This window comes from Streptomyces sp. NPDC005878 (assembly GCF_040629815.1).
Lineage (GTDB): Bacteria > Actinomycetota > Actinomycetes > Streptomycetales > Streptomycetaceae > Streptomyces.
In genome coordinates, this window is the sequence record NZ_JBEXWK010000008.1 from 90,608 (window position 1) to 109,521 (window position 18,914).

Annotated in this window: 12 protein-coding genes; 4 read left to right on the forward strand and 8 right to left on the reverse strand. The window is 75.0% G+C overall.

Features of this window, described 5'->3' with window-relative positions; translation table 11 throughout:
* Window positions 1–32: 32 nt before the first annotated feature.
* Window positions 33–1,589, reverse strand: a complete 1,557-nt coding sequence (gene purH / locus ABZ404_RS15245; protein ID WP_358833043.1) for a bifunctional phosphoribosylaminoimidazolecarboxamide formyltransferase/IMP cyclohydrolase — start codon at window positions 1,587–1,589, stop codon at window positions 33–35.
* A complete protein-coding gene (purN, locus tag ABZ404_RS15250) occupies window positions 1,586–2,221 on the reverse strand; it encodes a phosphoribosylglycinamide formyltransferase (RefSeq protein ID WP_358833042.1) in 636 nt (211 codons plus the stop codon). The genes purH and purN overlap by 4 nt, the downstream gene beginning before the upstream one ends.
* 476 nt (window positions 2,222–2,697) lie before the next feature.
* Here purN and ABZ404_RS15255 point away from each other — a divergent pair, with 476 nt between their 5' ends.
* Entirely contained in the window at window positions 2,698–3,624 is a 927-nt protein-coding gene (locus ABZ404_RS15255; RefSeq protein WP_358833041.1) for a hypothetical protein, read from the forward strand.
* A gap of 765 nt (window positions 3,625–4,389) precedes the next feature.
* On the opposite strand, the gene ABZ404_RS15260 is transcribed toward ABZ404_RS15255, so the two are convergent.
* Entirely contained in the window at window positions 4,390–6,171 is a 1,782-nt protein-coding gene (locus tag ABZ404_RS15260) for a DUF6350 family protein (protein ID WP_358990459.1), read from the reverse strand.
* A gap of 152 nt (window positions 6,172–6,323) precedes the next feature.
* On the opposite strand from ABZ404_RS15260, the gene ABZ404_RS15265 reads away from it, so the two are divergent.
* Entirely contained in the window at window positions 6,324–7,973 is a 1,650-nt protein-coding gene (locus tag ABZ404_RS15265; protein ID WP_358833039.1) for a DNA-directed RNA polymerase sigma-70 factor, read from the forward strand.
* 154 nt (window positions 7,974–8,127) lie between these two features.
* Here the strand turns inward: ABZ404_RS15265 and sucD are convergent, their stop codons facing one another.
* The 5 genes from sucD to ABZ404_RS15290 form a co-directional block, all read right to left on the reverse strand.
* Entirely contained in the window at window positions 8,128–9,012 is an 885-nt protein-coding gene (gene sucD / locus ABZ404_RS15270; RefSeq protein WP_358833038.1) for a succinate--CoA ligase subunit alpha, read from the reverse strand.
* Between the two features lie 47 nt (window positions 9,013–9,059).
* Window positions 9,060–10,238 carry an ADP-forming succinate--CoA ligase subunit beta gene (gene sucC, locus ABZ404_RS15275; RefSeq protein ID WP_358833037.1) on the reverse strand — a complete coding sequence of 393 codons (1,179 nt, stop codon included), beginning with the start codon at window positions 10,236–10,238 and terminating at the stop codon, window positions 9,060–9,062.
* 205 nt (window positions 10,239–10,443) lie between these two features.
* On the reverse strand, window positions 10,444–11,559 hold the full coding sequence (locus ABZ404_RS15280; RefSeq protein WP_358833049.1) for a VWA domain-containing protein: 1,116 nt from the start codon (window positions 11,557–11,559) through the stop codon (window positions 10,444–10,446).
* Window positions 11,560–11,630: 71 nt separating this feature from the next.
* Complete coding sequence (locus ABZ404_RS15285; RefSeq protein ID WP_358833036.1) at window positions 11,631–14,174, reverse strand: DUF5682 family protein; 2,544 nt, start codon at window positions 14,172–14,174, stop codon at window positions 11,631–11,633.
* A complete protein-coding gene (locus tag ABZ404_RS15290; RefSeq protein ID WP_358833035.1) occupies window positions 14,171–15,307 on the reverse strand; it encodes an AAA family ATPase in 1,137 nt (378 codons plus the stop codon). Before ABZ404_RS15290 ends, ABZ404_RS15285 begins: the two co-directional genes overlap by 4 nt.
* 151 nt (window positions 15,308–15,458) lie before the next feature.
* On the opposite strand from ABZ404_RS15290, the gene ABZ404_RS15295 reads away from it, so the two are divergent.
* Together ABZ404_RS15295 and ABZ404_RS15300 are read left to right on the forward strand one after the other, a co-directional pair.
* Window positions 15,459–16,823, forward strand: a complete 1,365-nt coding sequence (locus ABZ404_RS15295) for an SWIM zinc finger family protein (protein WP_358833034.1) — start codon at window positions 15,459–15,461, stop codon at window positions 16,821–16,823.
* An 89-nt stretch (window positions 16,824–16,912) separates the two neighbouring features.
* On the forward strand, window positions 16,913–18,508 hold the full coding sequence (locus ABZ404_RS15300; protein ID WP_358833033.1) for a DUF5691 domain-containing protein: 1,596 nt from the start codon (window positions 16,913–16,915) through the stop codon (window positions 18,506–18,508).
* Window positions 18,509–18,914: the final 406 nt, after the last annotated feature.

The following is an 18,914-nucleotide window of genomic DNA, read 5'->3' on the forward strand; positions in this document are numbered from 1 at the left end:
GACCGGGCGAGGCCGCGAAGGGCCGGCGCCGCTCAGTGGAAGAAGTGCCGCGTCCCGGTGAAGTACATCGTGACGCCCGCCTTCTTCGCGGCCTCCACGACGAGTTCGTCCCGCACCGATCCACCCGGCTGCACGACCGCCTTCACGCCCGCGGCCGTGAGGATCTCCAGCCCGTCCGGGAACGGGAAGAACGCGTCGGAGGCGGCGTACGCCCCCCGCGCCCGCTCCTCGCCCGCCCGCTCCACCGCGAGCTTGGCGGAGTCGACCCGGTTGACCTGGCCCATGCCGACACCGACCGAGGCGCCGTCCTTGGCGAGCAGGATCGCGTTGGACTTGACGGCCCGACAGGCCTTCCAGGCGAACGCGAGTTCCTTGAGCTCGTCCGCGGAGAGCGCCTCGCCGGTGGCCAGCGTCCAGTTCGCCGGGTCGTCGCCCTCGGCCTGGAAGACGTCCGTCTGCTGGAGCACGGCGCCGCCCGAGACCGGCTTGAGGTCGCCGGGCTGGTGGGGGGTGCCGTCGACCTTGAGGACGCGGATGTTCTTCTTGCGCGCCAGGACCTCCAGCGCCCCGTCCTCGTACCCCGGTGCCGCGATGACCTCGGTGAAGATCTCCGCGACCTGCTCGGCCATGGCGACCGTCACCGGGCGGTTGACCGCGATGACACCGCCGAAGGCGGACAGCGGGTCGCACTCGTGGGCCTTGCGGTGGGCGGCGGCGAGGTCGGCGTCGACCGCGATGCCGCACGGGTTGGCGTGCTTGATGATCGCGACGCAGGGCTCGTCGTGGTCATAGGCCGCGCGCCGGGCCGCCTCGGTGTCCACGTAGTTGTTGAAGGACATCTCCTTGCCGTGCAGCTGCTCGGCGTTGGCGATGCCGCCCGGCCGGCCGTCCGTGTAGAGCGCGGCGGCCTGGTGCGGGTTCTCGCCGTAGCGCAGGGTGGACTTGCGCTCCCAGGTGCCGCCGAGGAAGCCGGGCAGTACCGCGCCCTCCTCGGGGGCGTACACGTTGGTCATCCAGGAGGCCACGGCCACGTCGTACGCGGCGGTGTGCTGAAACGCTTCGGCGGCCAGGTGCTTGCGGGCCTCCAGGTCGAAGCCGCCGCTCTGGACGGCCGCGAGCACGTCCGCGTACCGCTCGGGGCTGGTGACGACGGCCACCGACGGGTGGTTCTTGGCGGCGGCCCGGACCATCGAGGGCCCGCCGATGTCGATCTGCTCGACGCACTCGTCGGCGGAGGCGCCCGAGGCGACGGTCTCCTTGAACGGATACAGGTTGACCACGACGAGCTGGAACGGCTCGACGCCGAGCTCCGCCAGCTGCTCGCGGTGCGCGTCCAGGCGCAGATCGGCGAGGATGCCGGCGTGGACGCGCGGGTGCAGCGTCTTGACCCGGCCGTCCAGGCACTCGGGGAAGCCGGTCAGCTCCTCCACCTTGGTGACCGGCACTCCGGCGGCCGCGATGCGCCCGGCCGTCGAGCCGGTGGAGACGAGCTCGACCCCGGCCGCGTGCAGACCCCGCGCCAGCTCCTCCAGCCCACTCTTGTCATAGACGCTGACCAGCGCGCGACGGATCTCCCGCTTGCTACTCACGGCAACAGAACCTTTCGTCCCTCAATGCGATAGCCGTCGCGGGCCAGCCGCCCCACGACGTCGACGAGCAGCCTTCGCTCGACTTCCTTGATGCGCTCGTGGAGCGCGTCCTCCGTGTCGTCCCCCCGGACCTCGACCACACCCTGGGCGATGATCGGGCCGGTGTCGACGCCGTCGTCGACGAAGTGGACGGTGCATCCGGTGACCTTGGCGCCGTACGCGAGGGCGTCACGGACGCCGTGGGCGCCGGGAAAACTGGGCAGCAGGGCGGGGTGCGTGTTGACGGTCCGCCCGCCGAACCGGGCGAGGAAGTGCTTCCCCACGATCTTCATGAACCCCGCGGAGACGACGAGGTCCGGCTCGTACGCCGCGATGGCCTCGGCGAGCGCCAGGTCCCAGCCCTCCCGGGTCGGGTAGTCCTTCACCCGGCAGACAAAAGTGGGCAGACCGGCCTTCTCGGCCCGCTCCAGCCCGACGATGCCGCCCCGGTCGGCCCCGACGGCCACGATCCGCGCCCCGTACCCGTCGGGGTCGGCGGCGATGGCGTCGAGCAGCGCTTGGAGGTTCGTACCGGATCCGGAGACCAGCACGACGAGGCGCGCGGGCGCGGCGGAGGGGGGCGGGGAGGCCACGGCTGGGCCCTTTCTCGCGTACGGGGTGCGGGGTGAGGCGTGGTCGGCGGGGGGGGCGGGAACGGTTCTGTGCCGGTGCGTGCGGTCCGCCCCGCCGGGCGGGGCCGGGCGCCCGGTCGGACTCCGCCCGCGACGCACCTTTGTACGGTCGTACGAACGAGTCGTCCCCCTCGATACGGGGAACCCTACGAATGCGCCGACCGTCAGCAACGATACCGGCACACCGAACCGCCCCCACGGGACGGGGGCAGGCCCGGCAGGTAGCGTCTGGGGAGGCGCGGTCCGCGGACGGCGCCACGATGACGACAAGAGCACCGACAAGAGCACGGACAAGGGCACGGGCCGGAGTCGCGTCGCGTGTCCGGCCGGTCCCCGCCCGTGCGGGCGGCCCGGCGGGACGCGCGAGACGACTCCACCTGAATGCCCGACGAATGCGACCCCCTTGGCGAGGGGTCCGAGGGGAAGACGTTCACCAGATGCCGGACCGACGCGACCAGCCGTTCGCAGAACGCCAGTCCCCCGCGACGACGGATACGTCGGGACCGACGGATCCCACACCGCGGGGCGAGGGAGCCGGGGGATCCGGGAGGGAGGGGGCGGGTCCGGGGGCCGGTACGGGGACCGGGGCCGACCCGGGCCCGGGGGCGGGTGCGGACGCTGGTGCGGGCACAGGTACGGGCACGGGCACGGGCACGGGCACAGACGCTGGTACCGGTACGAACGCGGGTGCCGGCTCGGGGCCGGGGGCGTCGGAGGACGGCGGCCGGGACCGGAAGCCGTCCGACGACAACCCGTTCGCACCGCCGCCGGAGGGCCGCCCCGACCAGCCGTGGCGGCCGCGCCGCCCGGCGGACGGCGGCTCGCCCTGGGGCAGCCAGTGGAGCAGCCGCCAGCCCGGCCGGGGCCAGGGCGGTTTCGGCAACCGCCCGGAGGACCCGGAGCGCGGCTCGGGTCCCAACCCCGGCCAGAACCCGCCGCCGGGCCCCGCCCTGCGCTGGGACCCCACGGATCCGGCCCAGCGCCGTGCGCGCTACGCGCTGCTGTCGGGCATGTGGGCGTTCTTCTTCGCCCTGTTCGACATGCCGGAGATCGCGCTGCTGCTGGGCTCACTGGCGCTGTACTGGGCGATCAGCTCGCTGCGCGCCAAACCGAAGCCCCCCGAGGCTCCCGCCTCGGCCCCGGCCCCGCCCGCGCCTCCCGCGAAGCCGCAGACGACGGCGGCGGTGACGGGTCTGGTGACGGCGATCCTGTCCCTGTCGATCGTGGCGGCGACGTTCACGATGCAGATCGTGTACCGCGACTACTACACGTGCGTGGACGACGCCCTGACGAAGACGGGCTCCCTGTCGTGCAACGACATGCTGCCGAAGCCGCTGCGGCCGATGTTCGGGGTGGAGGAGTAGGGGTGGGTGCGTGAGGGGCTGGGCCGGGCTTTGCTCCCTGGCCCGGCTCCGGTGGAGGGGCGGGCGGGCCGGATAGGGCGACCCCGGCCGCCAGACGCCGACGACGGCAGGCCGACCCCGAGAGGCCCGCTGAACGGGCGGGCGGGTGGGGCACAGCCCGCCGCAGGCGGGCACCGCGACCACCGGGCGGCAGCCGCCAACCAGGGGGCAACCCACCACGAGAGGCCCGGGCCATCCCAATCCGGTTGCACGGACGGGCGGGTGGGACAAGACGACCACCGGCCGGCAGACGCCGACGACGGCAAGGCCACCACGAGGGACCCGGCGCACCAACCCCGCTGAACGGGCGGGCGGGTGGGAGAAGGCGACCACCGACCCGCAGACGCCGACCCGCAGCAAGCCACCTCAAGAGGCCCGGGCCCTCCAACCCCGCCGAACGGGCGGGCGGGTGGGACACAGCCCGCCGCAGGCGGGCACCGCGACCACCGGACGGCGGCCGCCGACCGAGGGCAACCCACCACAAGAAGCCCGGGCCATCCCAACCCCACTGCACGGGCGGGCGGGTGGGACAAGACGACCACCGGCCGGCAGACGCCGACGACGGCAAGGCCACCACGAGGGACCCGGGCGCACCAACCCCGCCGAACGGGCGGGCGGGTGGGACAGGCCCACCACCGGCCCGCAGGCGCCGACCCCCGGCAAGCCACCTCCAGAGGCCCGGGCCCTCCAACCCGGCCGAACGGGCGGGCGGGTGGGCCGGGATGGCTACTGCGGCCCCGCCCCCGCGTCCTCCCCCGCATCCCGCTCCCCCGCACCCCCCGCCCCCGGCGCGATCTCCGGCATCAACCCCCCGGACGCCTCCCGCAACGCGGCCCACCGCGCCTCCCGCGCCCCGCTCTCGTGCCACGCCCCCGCCCCCGTCGGCAGGAAGTCGTACGGCTCGTACGCGCCCCGCTCCACCACCTCTCCCCCGCCCCCCGGACGCCGCCACCACACGAGCCGCGCCCACCACCGCACCCCGCCCGCAGGCCGCCGCCACCACACGAGCCGCGCCCACCACCGCACCCCGCCCGCAGGCCGCCGCCACCGGACGACCCGCAACCACGACCGCCCCCGCCCCACGGGCGACCGCCCCTCCGACACCGCCGCCCGCACGGGCAGCCCATCCGGAACGGCGGACGGCACCCCCGGCGTCACCCCCGGCGCCGTCTCCGGCACCTCCGGCTCCGCCGGCACCCGTCCCCACCACCACCGCAGCACCAGCGCCGCCGGCACCCCCACCCCCGCCGTCCACCCGAGTGCCGCCGCCCCCGTGCGCCACCACACCGGCCCCAGCGCCGCCAGCCGCGCCGTGCCGAGCGGGCCGCCCGAGAGCGCGGACAGGAACGCGAGCGCCGCCCCGCACACCACCGCCCCGTACAGCGCCGCCAGCGCCGTCTCCCCGGGCCGCCACGCCTCCTCCCCGTCCCTCGCCCGCCGCGCCGTCCACCAGCCGACGGCCACCCCGGCCGCCACCGGCAGCACCGCCACCGACCAGGTCGCCCAGTTGCCGCGCGGCTCCTCGGGCAGGGCGCTCAGCAGCGGGAAGTGCGGCACCGCCGGCGTCCCCGTCACGCCGAGCGGCGTCGCCACCGCGCCCGCCCCGAGCAGGAACCCCGGCCCCAGCCCGTACGCCGCCGCCCACACCGCCGCGTTCGGCACCAGCGCCAGTGCCAGCAGCACCACCGCGAGCCGCCCCGGCCAGTCCTCCGCCAGTCGCAGGAACGTGTCCTGGGCCGTACCGAGGTGCCACATCAGCGCCGTCCCCGCGAGCAGCCCCCCGCCCGCCAGCAGCACAGCGGTTCCGGCCGACCCGGCTCGTACAGCCGTATGAACATGACGACCCACCAGCACCCGGCCCACCGCGCCGGGCACCCAGTGCGGCAGCGCGGCGCGGGGGCGGCCGTACGCGGTCCAGAGCCCGGCCGCCACCGCCCCCGACGCGACCAGCAGCAGATGCAGTGCGGCGCTGAACGGCGCGGCGGGCAGCGGACCGTCGGACGCGTACAGCACCGCCGCCGCGCCCACGGCGAGGTATCCGCCGGTCACGGCCGCGAAGGCGGTCCAGGGCGGCGGCAGCACCACCGACTCGTCGTCGTCCTCCTCGGCCTCGTCCCCGTCCCCGTCCCCGCCCTCGCCCTCGCCCCCGTACTCCTGGTCGTCCCCGTACGCCGGCACGTCCCGCGCCGCCCGGTGCGCCAGCCACACCGGCAGCCCGACCAGCAGCAGCGGCACGACGCCCACCGGCGCGGGCACCCCGCTGAGCGTGTCCGGTCTGACCAGTTGTGCCCCGTGGGCGAGCAGCCACAGCGAGGCCGCCGCGCGCAGAGCGCCGCCGGGCCCGCTGTCGGGGTACGGCGAGCTGATCCACACCACCGTCACCAGCACGGCGAGCGCGCCAAGGCCGAGCCCCGCCGCCATCACCCCGCGCAGCACGCAGGTCGCCAGCACGGACGAGCGGCCCTGGGCCGTCGGCACCATCAGGCCGCGATCGGTCACTTGTGTCACGCCGCCATGCTGCCAACGACACGCGCCTTATCCGCGTAACGGGAAAATGCCCGCCGTGTCGCCCAATATACGTTTATGTACTTTTCCGCTCGGGGTAAGGCTGCGGGCGGTACGGCCGTCTCGGCCTTCGCGGGGAGTCCAGGGAGCCCTTCATGACAGAGCGCACGTCCGACACCGGTGCCGCCATGTCGTCGCCGCCCCTGCCGTCCCCGGAGGAACGGTCCGCCACGGGCTCCGGCGGGGCCCCGCCCCCGGCACCGCGCGCCGACGCCTCCCCGGGCGGCGGAAGCGCGAACGGCGGCGCCGACGCCGGAGCGGATACCGGGTCGGGGTCGAAGCCGGGGACGGGAACGGAGCCGGGAACGGGGTCGGGGCCGGGCGCCCCCACCGTCCGGGTGAAACCCGGCGTGTCACTCAAGCGCCACAGCACCCGCCGCCCCCGTTCCGCCGCGAAGCGCGCCGCCAAGCCCCCGGCCTCGGCCCCGGTCCGCCACGACCCGGCCCATGACCCGGGCCACGTCCACGACCCGAGCCACGTCCGCGACGCGGCTCACGCCCAAGGACCCGCCCCCATCCAGGAACCCGCCCACGGCCAGGAACCCTCCCACGGCCACGCCCCGGCCCCGTTCCCCTCACCGGCCGGTGAGGCCACGCTCCTCGCCGAACGGGCGGGCGGTACGCCTCCCGGCGCCACGCTGCCGGCCGCGCTCGTGGCGGGCCCGGCCCCCGAGGGCCCGCTCAAGGAAGCCCCGGGCGGCGGAGACCACCCGGCCCGTTCGAGCGCGGAAACCGGCACGGATCCCGGCAAGGGCGTCGGATCAGGCAGCGGCACGGACCCCGACACCGAGCCCGCCGCCCAGGCCGAGACAGAGACCGAGACCCAGACCGGCGCCGAGGCCGCGACAGAGACCGGGACCGACCCCGGCGACGAGGCCGGGGCCGACCCCGGGCTCCCCGGCCACCCCCACCCCCTCTTCGACACCGCGGGCGAAGCCTTCGACGCCCTCTACGCCGCCCTCTCCACCCCCCTCGCCCACCAGGCGTACCTGCTCACCGGGCGGCGGCAGCTGGCCAAGGAGGCCGTCGAGCGCGCCTTCCACCTCGCCTGGCAGCACTGGCCCGAGGTCGCCACCGACCCGGACCCGGCCGGGTGGGTGCGGGCCGCGGCGCACGAGTACGCCCTCTCCCCCTGGCACCGGTTCCGCCCCGCGCACCGCCGTCCCGACCGGCCCCCGGCCGACCGCGGGCTCCGGAGGCTGCTGCGCTCGCTCCTCGAACTGCCGCCCGCCTACCGCCGTACGCTCCTGCTCTACGACGGCCTCGGCCTCGACCTGCCCGAGACCGCCGCCGAGACCCAGGCCAGCACCCCCGCCACCGCGAACCGGGTGCTGCACGCCCGCGAGGCCGTCGCCTTCCGCGTACCGGAACTCGCCGCGGCGGCCACCCCGGAGGCGCTGTCCGCGCTGCTGCGCCAGCGCCTCGGTGACCTGGTGCTCGCCCAGCCGGAGGGCGTCGTCAAGCTGCCCGGCCCCCGGCGCGTGCGGACCGGCGGCGAGCGCCGCATCCGGGTCTGGACGCGCGCCGCCGTCAGCCTGACCGCCGTCATCGTGGGCGCGACCGCGTTCACGCTCTCCACCGCGCCCACCCGCTACATCCCGCCCGTCTCCCCGGGCCAGCGCATCGGCAACGTCCCGCTCAACAGCGGTCCGCAGCGGCAGGGCGAGGTGGACGTGGAGCTCCACCGCAAGCTGCTCGAAGAGCCCGTGCACGGGCCCGAACGGCTGGTCCCGGAGTTCCGCTGACCGGCGCGCGCGACCCGCGCGCACGCGAACGCGCGTGGGCCCGCACCCCCGTCGGTGATGTCCGAGGGGAGTACGGGCCCACGCGCGTGCGGACGTACAGACGTCCAGACGTACGGACCAGACGTACGGACCAGCCGTACGGGTGACCGGGAGGTCAGCCGGCGAGGATCTCGCGCGCCAGCTTGGCCGTCTCGGTCGGCGTCTTGCCGACCTTGACGCCCGCGGCCTCCAGGGCCTCCTTCTTGGCGGCGGCCGTGCCGGAGGAGCCGGAGACGATGGCGCCGGCGTGGCCCATGGTCTTGCCCTCGGGCGCGGTGAAGCCCGCGACGTAGCCGACGACCGGCTTGGTCACGTTGGCCTTGATGAAGTCGGCCGCGCGCTCCTCGGCGTCGCCGCCGATCTCGCCGATCATGACGATCAGGTCGGTGTCGGGGTCGGCCTCGAACGCGGCGAGCGCGTCGATGTGCGTCGTACCGATGACCGGGTCGCCACCGATGCCGACGGCGGACGAGAAGCCGATGTCACGGAGCTCGTACATCATCTGGTACGTCAGCGTGCCGGACTTCGACACCAAGCCGATACGGCCCGGCTTGGTGATGTCGCCCGGGATGATGCCGGCGTTGGACTGGCCGGGCGTGATCAGACCGGGGCAGTTCGGGCCGATGATGCGGGTCTTGTTGCCCTTGGCCTTCGCGTACGCCCAGAAGGCGGCGGAGTCGTGGACCGCGATGCCCTCGGTGATCACCACGGCGAGCGGGATCTCGGCGTCGATCGCCTCGACCACGGCGGCCTTGGCGAACGCCGGCGGCACGAAGAGGACGGACACGTTGGCGCCGGTCTTCTCCATCGCCTCGGCGACCGTGCCGAAGACCGGGATGTCGTTGCCGTCGATGTCGACGGACGTACCGGCCTTGCGCGGGTTCACACCGCCGACGATGTTGGTGCCGTCCGCGAGCATGAGCTTGGTGTGCTTCATGCCCGTGGCACCGGTCATGCCCTGGACGATGACCTTGCTGTCCTTGTTGAGGAAGATAGCCATGGCTCTGGTTTCCTGAGTCCCTTAGTCGTGTCGGAGACGGGCGAAGGTCAGCGCGCGGCCGCGAGCTCGGCGGCCTTGTCGGCCGCGCCGTCCATGGTGTCCACACGCTGGACCAGCGGGTGGTTCGCGTCCGACAGGATCTTGCGACCCAGCTCCGCGTTGTTGCCGTCGAGGCGCACGACCAGCGGCTTGGTGACCTCTTCGCCCTTGTCGGCGAGGAGCTTCAGCGCCTGGACGATGCCGTTGGCGACCTCGTCGCAGGCGGTGATGCCACCGAAGACGTTGACGAACACGGACTTGACGTCCGTGTCGCCGAGGATGATCTCCAGGCCGTTCGCCATCACCTGGGCGGACGCGCCGCCACCGATGTCGAGGAAGTTGGCCGGCTTCACGCCACCGTGGTTCTCACCGGCGTACGCCACGACGTCGAGGGTGCTCATGACGAGCCCCGCGCCGTTGCCGATGATGCCGACCTCGCCGTCGAGCTTGACGTAGTTGAGGCCCTTGGCCTTGGCGGCGGCCTCGAGCGGGTTGGCCGCGTCCTTGTCCTCGAGCGCCTCGTGGCCGGGCTGGCGGAAGCCGGCGTTCTCGTCGAGCGAGACCTTGCCGTCCAGGGCCAGGATGCGGCCGTCCTTGGTCTTCACCAGCGGGTTGACCTCGACGAGGAGCGCGTCCTCGGCGACGAAGGTCTCCCACAGGGTCACCATCGCCTCGGCGACGCCCTCGGCCACCTCGGCCGGGAACTTCGCCTGGGCCACGATCTCGCGGGCCTTCTCGATGGTCACGCCCTCGACGGCGTTGACCGGGACCTTCGCGAGGGCCTCGGGGGTCTTCTCCGCGACCTCCTCGATGTCCATGCCGCCCTGCACCGACGCCATGGCGAGGAAGGTGCGGTTGGTGCGGTCGAGGAGGTACGAGACGTAGTACTCCGCCTCGATCTCCGGGGACAGCTCGGCGATCATCACCTTGTGGACCGTGTGGCCCTTGATGTCCATGCCGAGGATGTCCGTGGCCCGGGCGACGGCCTCGTCCGGGTTCGCGGCCAGCTTCACGCCGCCGGCCTTGCCGCGGCCGCCTACCTTCACCTGCGCCTTGACGACGGACTTGCCGCCCAGCCGCTCGGTCGCCTCGCGGGCTGCCTCAGGCGTGTCGATCACTTCACCGGCCAGCACCGGTACACCGTGCTTGGCGAAGAGGTCCCTCGCCTGGTACTCGAACAGGTCCACGCGCGTCCGTCCCTTTTCAGTGGTCTCGCGGTTCGTTTTCTGCGTGGGCGTGCCGCGAAGGGCAACGTGACGGCGCTGTCACTGAGGGAGGCGTACACGGTGGCCGGGTACGCGGCATGTCCGTCTCGCAGGTTATCCCCGCCAGAGCGAGCTCCCTAAATCGCAGATCACACCGGAGCGGTGATACCTGTCACAGATCACCTGTTCACAGCGTGTCAGGTATCGGCAGAGCCCGCTTCTCGACGGCCGCCGCCATGATCTCCGGGAAGAGGTCGGGGGTGCAGGCGAAGGCGGGCGCGCCCAGCGCGGACAGGGCCGCCGCGTGCTCGTGGTCGTAGGCCGGGGCTCCCTCGTCGGAGAGGGCGAGCAGGGCCACGAACTGCACCCCGGAGGCCTTCATCGCCGCCACCCGCTTGAGCATCTCGTCGCGGATCCCTCCCTCGTAGAGGTCGCTGATCAGTACGACGACGGTGTCGGCAGGACGGGTGATCTGCGACTGGCAGTAGGCGAGGGCCCGGTTGATGTCGGTGCCGCCGCCCAGCTGGGTGCCGAACAGCACGTCCACCGGGTCGTCGAGCTGGTCGGTGAGGTCGACGACGGCCGTGTCGAAGACGACGAGGCGGGTGGCGATCGAGCGCATGGAGGCGAGGACGGCGCCGAAGACCGACGCGTAGACGACGGAGGCGGCCATCGAGCCGGACTGGTCGATGCAGAGGATGACGTCCTTCTTGACGGACTGGGCGGCCCGTCCGTAGCCGATGAGGCGGTCCGGGACGACCGTGCCGTGCTCGGGCAGGTAGTTCTTCAGGTTCGCCCGGATGGTGCGGTCCCAGTCGATGTCCCGGTGGCGGGGGCGGCTGATCCGCGCCGAACGGTCCAGGGCGCCCGTCAGCGTCGCCCTCGTCCGGGTCGCGAGCCGCTTCTCCAGGTCCTCGACGACCTTGCGGACGACCGTGCGGGCCGTCTCCTTGGTGGTCTCCGGCATCGCCTTGTTGAGCGAGAGCAGCGTGCCCACCAGGTGCACGTCCGCCTCGACGGCCTGAAGCATCTCCGGCTCCAGGAGCAGCGCGGAGAGCCCGAGCCGGTCGATGGCGTCGCGCTGCATGACCTGGACGACGGGGCTGGGGAAGTACGTACGGATGTCGCCCAGCCAGCGGGCCACGGCCGGGGCGGAGGCGCCGAGCCCGGCGCCCCGGTCCTTGGACGTTCCCCGGTCGCCGGAGCCGCCGTAGAGCGCGGAGAGGGCGCCGTCCATCGCGGCGTCGCGCCCGGTGAGCGCGTGGCCCGTCCCCTCGGCGCCCTGCTCCCCGCCGAGCACCATCCGCCAGCGGCGCAGCCGCTCGCCGGAGGCCGCGTCGAGGTGCCCGGTGCCTGTCGTCGGCTGACCTGTGCTCACTTCACCGCTCCTGCCATCTGGTCCTGGTCGGACTGCTGCGGGTGCGCGCCGGGGCCGTGGGCGCCCGAGCCGTGGGCGCTTGACCCGTGCGCGCCTGGCCCGTGCGCGCCTGGGCCCTGGGCGCCCGGCCCGTGGGCACCGCCGAGGAGCAGCCGCAGCAGCGGCTCCATGGCGTCGGCGCGCTCCTGGTCCAGCCCGGCCGCGAAACCGGGGGCCGAGGTGAGGGCGGCGGCCGGACCGGACGTGCCGGGGCCGCGCCGGACGAGCTCGCCGAGGGTGCGGCGCACTCCCGGTTCGTACGCCGAGAAGGTGCGGCGCAGCAGCGGCAGTACGTCCGTGAAGGCGTCGGCCGGGACGCCGGTCAGCCAGGTGTCGACCAGGGCCAGCAGCCGCTCGTCGTGGACGAGCAGCATGCCGCCGCCCGACGCTCCCCCGACGAACCCCTCGATCCAGGCGGCGGCCTCGCCCGGCGGTGTCCCCACGGAGAGCGCCAGGCCCATGTGGCGCTCCACCTCGGTGTCCTCCAGCCGTCCGTCGTCCAGGAGCAGCCGGACGGCGCGGCCCCGGATCTCCCCCGCCACCGAGTCGCGCCCGGCCAGCCTGGCCAGGACCGAAGCCCAGCGGTCCCGCAGCGTGAGCGGTCCGTCGGGCGCCTGCGGGAGGAGGGCCAGGGCGGTGTGGACGTCGTCGACGCGGCGGCGCATCTCGGTGGCGCCGTCCGCGTCCAGGCCCGTGCAGGCGGGCGGCAGGCCGACACAGATCCGCTCGGCGAGCCCGGCCGCGACCTCCCCGAGCGCGGCGGTCTCCGTACCCCGTACGTCTCCGTACCGCAGCGTGCGGGCCAGGGCGGGCAGCGCCTGGGCGAGGTGGGCGACGTCGGTGTCGAGCGCGGCCCGGTCGGCGAGCGCGCGCATCACCACGGGAAGCGCGTCGGGGAGTTCCGCCAGCAGACAGCGCTCGGCCAGCGCGGTGATCTCCCCCAGGACCGTCGCCCCCACGGCTTCCGCCTCGGTCCGGGCGGTGGCGGCGGCCAGGACCGTGGTCCCCCAGACCCCGGCCTCGGCCACCCGCACCGACAGCTCGGGCTCCCAGCGCAGCCGCCAGCTCTCCCGGAACGTGCCGGTGCTGCCCCGGGACACCGACTGCTCGCCCCACCCGATGCCGAGCAGGCTCAGCCGGTGCAGCAGCCGGCTGCGCGCGGCGTCGGTCTCCTTGCGCAGATCGAGCTCCAGCTCCCGCTCCAGCGCCTCCGGCTTGAGGCGCAGGGCGCGCTGGGCGCGAGTGAGATCGCGCTGGAGCGGGACGGCCGGGGCGGCCTCCGGGACCTCGCCCAGCACATCGCCGACGACGAGGCGGTCCTGGACGAGGGCGAGCGGCACGTCGGAGCCCTCGCACATCACCGCCCGCACCGCGTCGGTCGTCTCGGTCAGGCCCGGCAGCGGGCGTCCGCGCATCGCGGCGAGGGTCGTGGCGAGCCGCACCGCCTCGATGACGTGCGCGGACGAGACCTGCCGGTCCTCCGCGCGCAGCAGTCCGGCGACCTTGGTCATCCACCGTTCGACGGGCCGGTCGGGGGCGGAGAACAGATGTCCGTACCACCCGGGCGAGTCGATGCCCGCCCCGTAGCCGCTGTGCCGGGCGAGGCGGCGGTGGGTCCAGGGCACCCAGGTCAGCTCGGCCTTCACCTTGGGCAGGCCCTTGAGCAGCGCCCGGTCGGCGGCCACGGTGGTGCGGGCGGCGAGCGCGGGCACGTGCCAGGCGCCGCACACCACCGCGATCTCGTCCCCGAACTCGCGCCGCGCTCCCCGCAGTTGCCGGCGCATGTACGCCTCGCGCACCAGGTCGCGCGTGTGGCCGCCGTCCCCGTACGCCTCGCGCAGCGCCGTCATCGCCTCGCCCAGGACGGCGAACGGGCCGTACGGGTCGGCGCCCGGGGTGCCGTCGCGGTGCTCCACGACGTCCTCCCACCAGGCCTCCGGGTCGTCGTATCCGGCGGTCTCGGCGAGCACGCCGATCGGGTCGACGCGCAGGGCGGGCTCGACGGGGGCGCCTTCGGGATCTCCCTCGCCATTCCCCTCGCACGCGGGGCCGTTGTCACGGCCGTCGTCCGGGCCGTTGCCAGGGCCTCCGTCCGGGCCGTTGTCCGTCGCGCTGAGCGGTTCGGTGTCCGGGGCGCTCTCGCCCAGCGCCAGGGAGTGGGACGCCGGGAGGTCGATGAAGCGGACCTCGGCGCCCTCCTCCAGGGCCCAGCGCAGGGCCACCCACTCCGGCGAGAACGCCGCCATCGGCCAGAAGGCGGCGCGGCGCGGGTCGTCCACCACATGGGCGAGCAGGGCGACCGGTGGCCGCATGTCCGGGTCGGCGGCGAGCGCGAGGAGCCCGTCGGCCTCGGGCGGGCCCTCGATCAGCACCGCCCGGGGCCGCGCCGCCTCCAGCGCGGCCCGGACGGCGCGCGCCGAACCGGGGCCGTGGTGGCGCACGCCGAGCAGCCAGGGGCCCGGTGGCGGCGCGCCCGGCGTCCTTGGGGACGGGCCGGTCATGCCGACACCTCTCGGCAGGCGCGGTAGAAGTCCTTCCAGCCGTCGCGCTCGCGCACCACCGTTTCCAGGTACTCCTGCCAGATGACGCGGTCCGCCGCCGGGTCGCGGACGACCGCGCCGAGGATGCCCGCCGCCACGTCGCCGGAGCGCAGCACACCGTCGCCGAAGTGCGCGGCCAGCGCCAGACCGCCGGTCACCACCGAGATCGCCTCGGCCGTGGAGAGCGTCCCCGAGGGCGACTTGAGCTTGGTGCGGCCGTCGCCCGTCACCCCGGCGCGCAGCTCGCGGAAGACGGTGACGACACGGCGGATCTCGTCCATGCCCTCGGGCGCGGCGGGCAGGTCGAGCGAGCGGCCGAGCTGGTCGACCCGGCGGGAGACGATGTCGACCTCCTCGTCGGCGGTCGCCGGAAGCGGCAGCACCACCGTGTTGAAGCGGCGGCGCAGCGCGCTCGACAGCTCGTTGACCCCCCGGTCGCGGTCGTTGGCCGTGGCGATGAGGTTGAAGCCGCGCACGGCCTGGGTCTCCTGGCCCAACTCGGGGATGGGCAGGGTCTTCTCCGACAGGATCGTGATCAGCGTGTCCTGCACGTCGGCGGGGATACGGGTCAGCTCCTCGACCCGGGCCGTCATCCCCTCGGCCATGGCGCGCATGACCGGGCTGGGCACCAGGGCGGCCCGGCTCGGGCCGTGCGCGAGCAGTTGCGCGTAGTTCCACCCGTACCGGATCGCCTCCTCGGGGGTGCCGGCCGTGCCCTGCACCAGCAGCGTGGAGTCGCCGCTGACGGCGGCGGCGAGGTGTTCGGACACCCACGTCTTGGCGGTCCCGGGGACGCCGAGCAGCAGCAGCGCCCGGTCGGTGGCGAGGGTGGTGACGGCGACCTCGACGATGCGGCGCGGGCCCACGTACTTCGGCGTGATCACCGTGCCGTCCGGCAGGGTGCCGCCGAGCAGATAGGTGGCCACCGCCCACGGCGAGAGCTGCCAGCGGGCGGGCCTCGGCCGGTCGTCGGCGGCTGCCAGCGCCCTGAGCTCATGCGCGAACGCCTGCTCGGCGTGCGGACGCAGGGCCTCGGCGGCGGCCGCCTCGACACCGCTCGCGGCGCCTGCGGAATGGGTTGCGGACACGGTCATGGATCCCCCTCCAGATCAGTCGACCCGATGTGCCTCCACGGTGCACCACGCCACTGACAATCGGCCTCGTCGCGAACGAAAGCGCAGGTCAACGCCCGGGTCAGCACACGGGCCGGGGTGATTGTCAGTGGGGGCGGCTACCTTCAGAACCATGAATCAGCAGGGGGTGCGCTGGACGGCGGATCAGGTGCTGGCCCTGGCTCCTGACGCCGCGTCACGCAAGGCGGGGAGCAGGCTGGGCACGGCCGGCCCGTGGTCGGAGAGCGGCTGCGACGACGTGAGCGTGTGGGGCCTGTGCAAGGGCAGCGGCAGCAGGCCGTACCAGACGGTGGTCGACACGGGCGGGCTCGGATACGCGTGCAGCTGCCCGAGCCGCAAGTTCCCGTGCAAGCACGCGCTGGGGCTGCTGCTGCTCTGGGCCGCGGACGAACAGGCGGTGCCGGCCGTCGCGGACGGGGAGGTGCCCGGCTGGGCCGAGGAGTGGCTGCGCGGGCGGCGGGCGCGGGCGGAGAAGAAGGAGAGCGGGGCGGCGGGGCCGGCCGAGGCGCGGACGGCCGATCCCGAGGCGGCCAGGCGCCGCGCGGAGAGGCGCGCCGAGCGGGTCACGGCCGGGGCGGGCGAGTTGGAGCAGCGCCTTGAGGACCTGCTGCGCGGCGGCCTGGCGGCGGCCGAGCGGCCGGGGTACGGACTGTGGGAGGAGACGGCCGCCCGCATGGTCGACGCGCAGGCACCGGGACTGGCAGCGCGGGTAAGGGAGTTGGGGGCGATACCGGGCTCCGGTCCGGGCTGGCCGGTGCGGCTCCTGGAGGAGTGCGCGCTGCTGCATCTGCTCGACCGGGCCTGGCTGGGCCGCGAGGCGCTGCCCGAGCCGCTGGCCGCCACGGTCCGGGCGCGGGTCGGCGTGCCCACGCCGCCGCAGGGGCCGCCGGTGCGGGACCTGTGGCAGGTCCTGGCGCAGTACGACACGGCCGACGCCAAGCTGACCACGCGCCGGATCTGGCTGCACGGGCGGGAGTCGGGCCGCACGGCGATGGTGCTCGACTTCGGCGCGGCGGGCCGGGCCCCCGAACTCGCCCTGCCGGTCGGCCTGGCGATCGACGCCGAGCTCACGCCGTATCCGGGCGGCGGCCAGGTGCGCGCCGCGCTGGGCGAGCGGTTCGGGGCGCCGCTCCCGGCGGAGGGGCCACCGCCGGGCGCCACCACGGCCGAGGCGACGGAGCGGTACGGACGGGCGCTGCGGGACGACCCGTGGCTGGACGCGTGGCCGGTGACGCTGGGCGGGGTGATACCGGTGCCGCCCGTCGAGGGCGGCGCGGAGACGTGGCAACTGGCCGACAGCGAGGGCGGGTCGGCGCTGCCGGTGGCCCAGGCGGCGGCCGACCGGGCGGGGCTGTGGAAGCTCGTCGCGCTGTCGGGCGGCGGCCCGGTGACGGTGTTCGGCGAGTGCGGCCACCGGGGGTTCGCGCCCCTGGCGGGGTGGGCGCCGGGCGAGGCGGAGGCGGTGCGGCTGAGGTGAGCGCCGCTCGGGGGCACGCGCAGGTGCGCGAACACATACGGGGAGGGGAGGGCGCGCACATGGCGCCTGTGTACGGAGGGGAGGCCACCATGGCCGCTGCGGCCGGGGAGCGGGACGGTTCCTGGGAGGAGCTGGTCACCACCGCGCTGCTCGGCACCGAGCGGCGGCCCGCCGCCGGTGAGCCGGCCGCGCTCCTTGACGAGGCGGCGCGGCAGACCGTCCGCCGCCGGGCGGCCCTGCTGCCCGCGCCCGCGTCCGTACGGCCGGAGAGGGCGCCGGAGGACGGCCGGCGGCCCCTGCCGGAGGCCGCGCGGCGAAGGCTGGGACAACTGCTGGCGGACCGTTCGGCGTCGGCGCACTCCGGGGGGCGGCGCGGGGCGGCGCCGGATCTGGCGGAGCTGCTGCCGCAGTGGCTGAGCGCGGCCTCCGAGCGGGGGTTCCGGGCGCCTGCGGAGCTGCTGCCCGCGCTGCTCGACGCGGCCCGGGCGCGTACGGACCTGCGGCCGCAGGCGCTCGCGTTCGCCGGGCCGCGCGGGATGTGGCTGGCCCGGCTGAACCCCGAGTGGCGGTTCGCGCTGCGCGGCGGGCCGGGAAGCGCGGCCCTGCCCGACGTCTCGGACGCCGAGGCGGTGCGGCGGCTGTGGGAGGAGGGGCTGTTCGCCGAGCGGGTGGCACTGCTGGCGGCGGTACGGGCGTACGAGCCGGGCGCCGCGCGGGAGTTGCTCGCCGGGACCTGGGCGGCCGAGCGGGCGGAGGACCGGCTGATGTTCCTCGACTCGCTGCGGACGGGGCTGTCCGGGCAGGACGAACCGTTCCTGGAGCAGGCCCTCGCCGACCGCAGCCGCAACGTCCGGGCCACGGCCGCCGAACTGCTGTCGGCGCTGCCCGCCTCCGCGCTGGCCGGACGGATGGCGGCGCGGGCGGCGTCGTGCGTCGCGCTCGACCGCTCGGGGGACGGGGGCGGGGCGCGGATAGCGGTGGAGGCACCGCACGAGTGCGACGCGGCGATGCAGCGGGACGGGGTGGCGCCCAAGCCGCCGACCGGGCGGGGCGAACGGTCGTGGTGGCTCGGCCAGTTGGTGGAGGCGGCCCCGCTGGGGGGCTGGACGGGGCGGCTCGGAGGGCGTTCGGCGCGTGAGATCGTGGCGCTGCCGGTCGCCGACGACTGGGGGGACGAACTGCACGCGGCGTGGTGCCGGGCGGCGGTGCGGCAGGGCGACGCGGAGTGGGCGCGGGCGCTCCTGGGCACCCCGTCCTCGCCGCCGGGCGGCAACGCCGGGCCGGTGTCGCTGGCCGAGCGGGCCAAGCTGCTGTCGACGCTGCCGGAGGAGGAACGGGCGGAGTGGGTCGCCGCGTTCATCGCCGCGCACGGGTTGTCGGAGGCGTTCCAGTTGCTGGGGGTGTGCCTGGTGCCGTGGTCGGCGGGGCTGGGGCGGGCCGTGGTCGACGCCCTGGAGATCGCGCGGGACGCGGGCAGCTATCCGTGGAGCTTCAGCGGGGTGATGGGGCTGGCGGAGCGGTGCCTCGACCCTGCGGAGGCGGGGAGGCTGGAGGGGTTGACGGCTGTGCCGGTGGAGGAGGAGGGGGCTTCGCCGGGGGCGGGGGGGTATTGGGCTGAGGCGTTTCAGCGGTTGGTGGGGACGTTGGGGCTGCGGGGGGTGATGCTGGGGGAGCTGGGGGGTTGATTTCCCCACCCCGCCCCTTCCCGTAACCCTCCGGGGGGTGAGGGGGCAGAAGGTGGACGTCCCACCGGGGCTCCGCCCCGACCCCTCGCGGGACCTACGGCCCCTGCACCTGCACCCCACCACCGGGCTCCACCCGAGCCCCCTGAGCGGCCTGCGGCCCACCACCCGGACTCCGTCTCGGCCCCCTTGCGGGGCCTGCGGCCCGCCCCCCGGGCTCCGCCCGGGAACCCCTCTTTCGTCTGCGGACCGTGCTGGGTTGCTCGCGCAGTTCCCCGCGCCCCTGAGGAAACCCCCCGCCCCCGGAACAGTCGCCTCACCCACAGACCTTCAGGACCGCGAGGAACCGCGCTACCAGCCCACCACCGACCCCCAGCCGAAATCCGGGCCCCGAAGGGGCGCGGGGAAC

Excerpts from the sequence above, each read along its gene's own strand:
- ABZ404_RS15255 (WP_358833041.1), top strand. The coding sequence starts at position 2,698 with ATGCCGGACCGACGCGACCAGCCGTTCGCAGAACGCCAGTCCCCCGCG.
- ABZ404_RS15265 (WP_358833039.1), top strand. The coding sequence starts at position 6,324 with ATGACAGAGCGCACGTCCGACACCGGTGCCGCCATGTCGTCGCCGCCC.
- sucD (WP_358833038.1), bottom strand. The coding sequence starts at position 9,012 with ATGGCTATCTTCCTCAACAAGGACAGCAAGGTCATCGTCCAGGGCATG.
- ABZ404_RS15280 (WP_358833049.1), bottom strand. The coding sequence starts at position 11,559 with ATGGTGCTCGGCGGGGAGCAGGGCGCCGAGGGGACGGGCCACGCGCTC.
- ABZ404_RS15285 (WP_358833036.1), bottom strand. The coding sequence starts at position 14,174 with ATGACCGGCCCGTCCCCAAGGACGCCGGGCGCGCCGCCACCGGGCCCC.
- ABZ404_RS15290 (WP_358833035.1), bottom strand. The coding sequence starts at position 15,307 with ATGACCGTGTCCGCAACCCATTCCGCAGGCGCCGCGAGCGGTGTCGAG.
- ABZ404_RS15295 (WP_358833034.1), top strand. The coding sequence starts at position 15,459 with ATGAATCAGCAGGGGGTGCGCTGGACGGCGGATCAGGTGCTGGCCCTG.
- ABZ404_RS15300 (WP_358833033.1), top strand. The coding sequence starts at position 16,913 with ATGGCCGCTGCGGCCGGGGAGCGGGACGGTTCCTGGGAGGAGCTGGTC.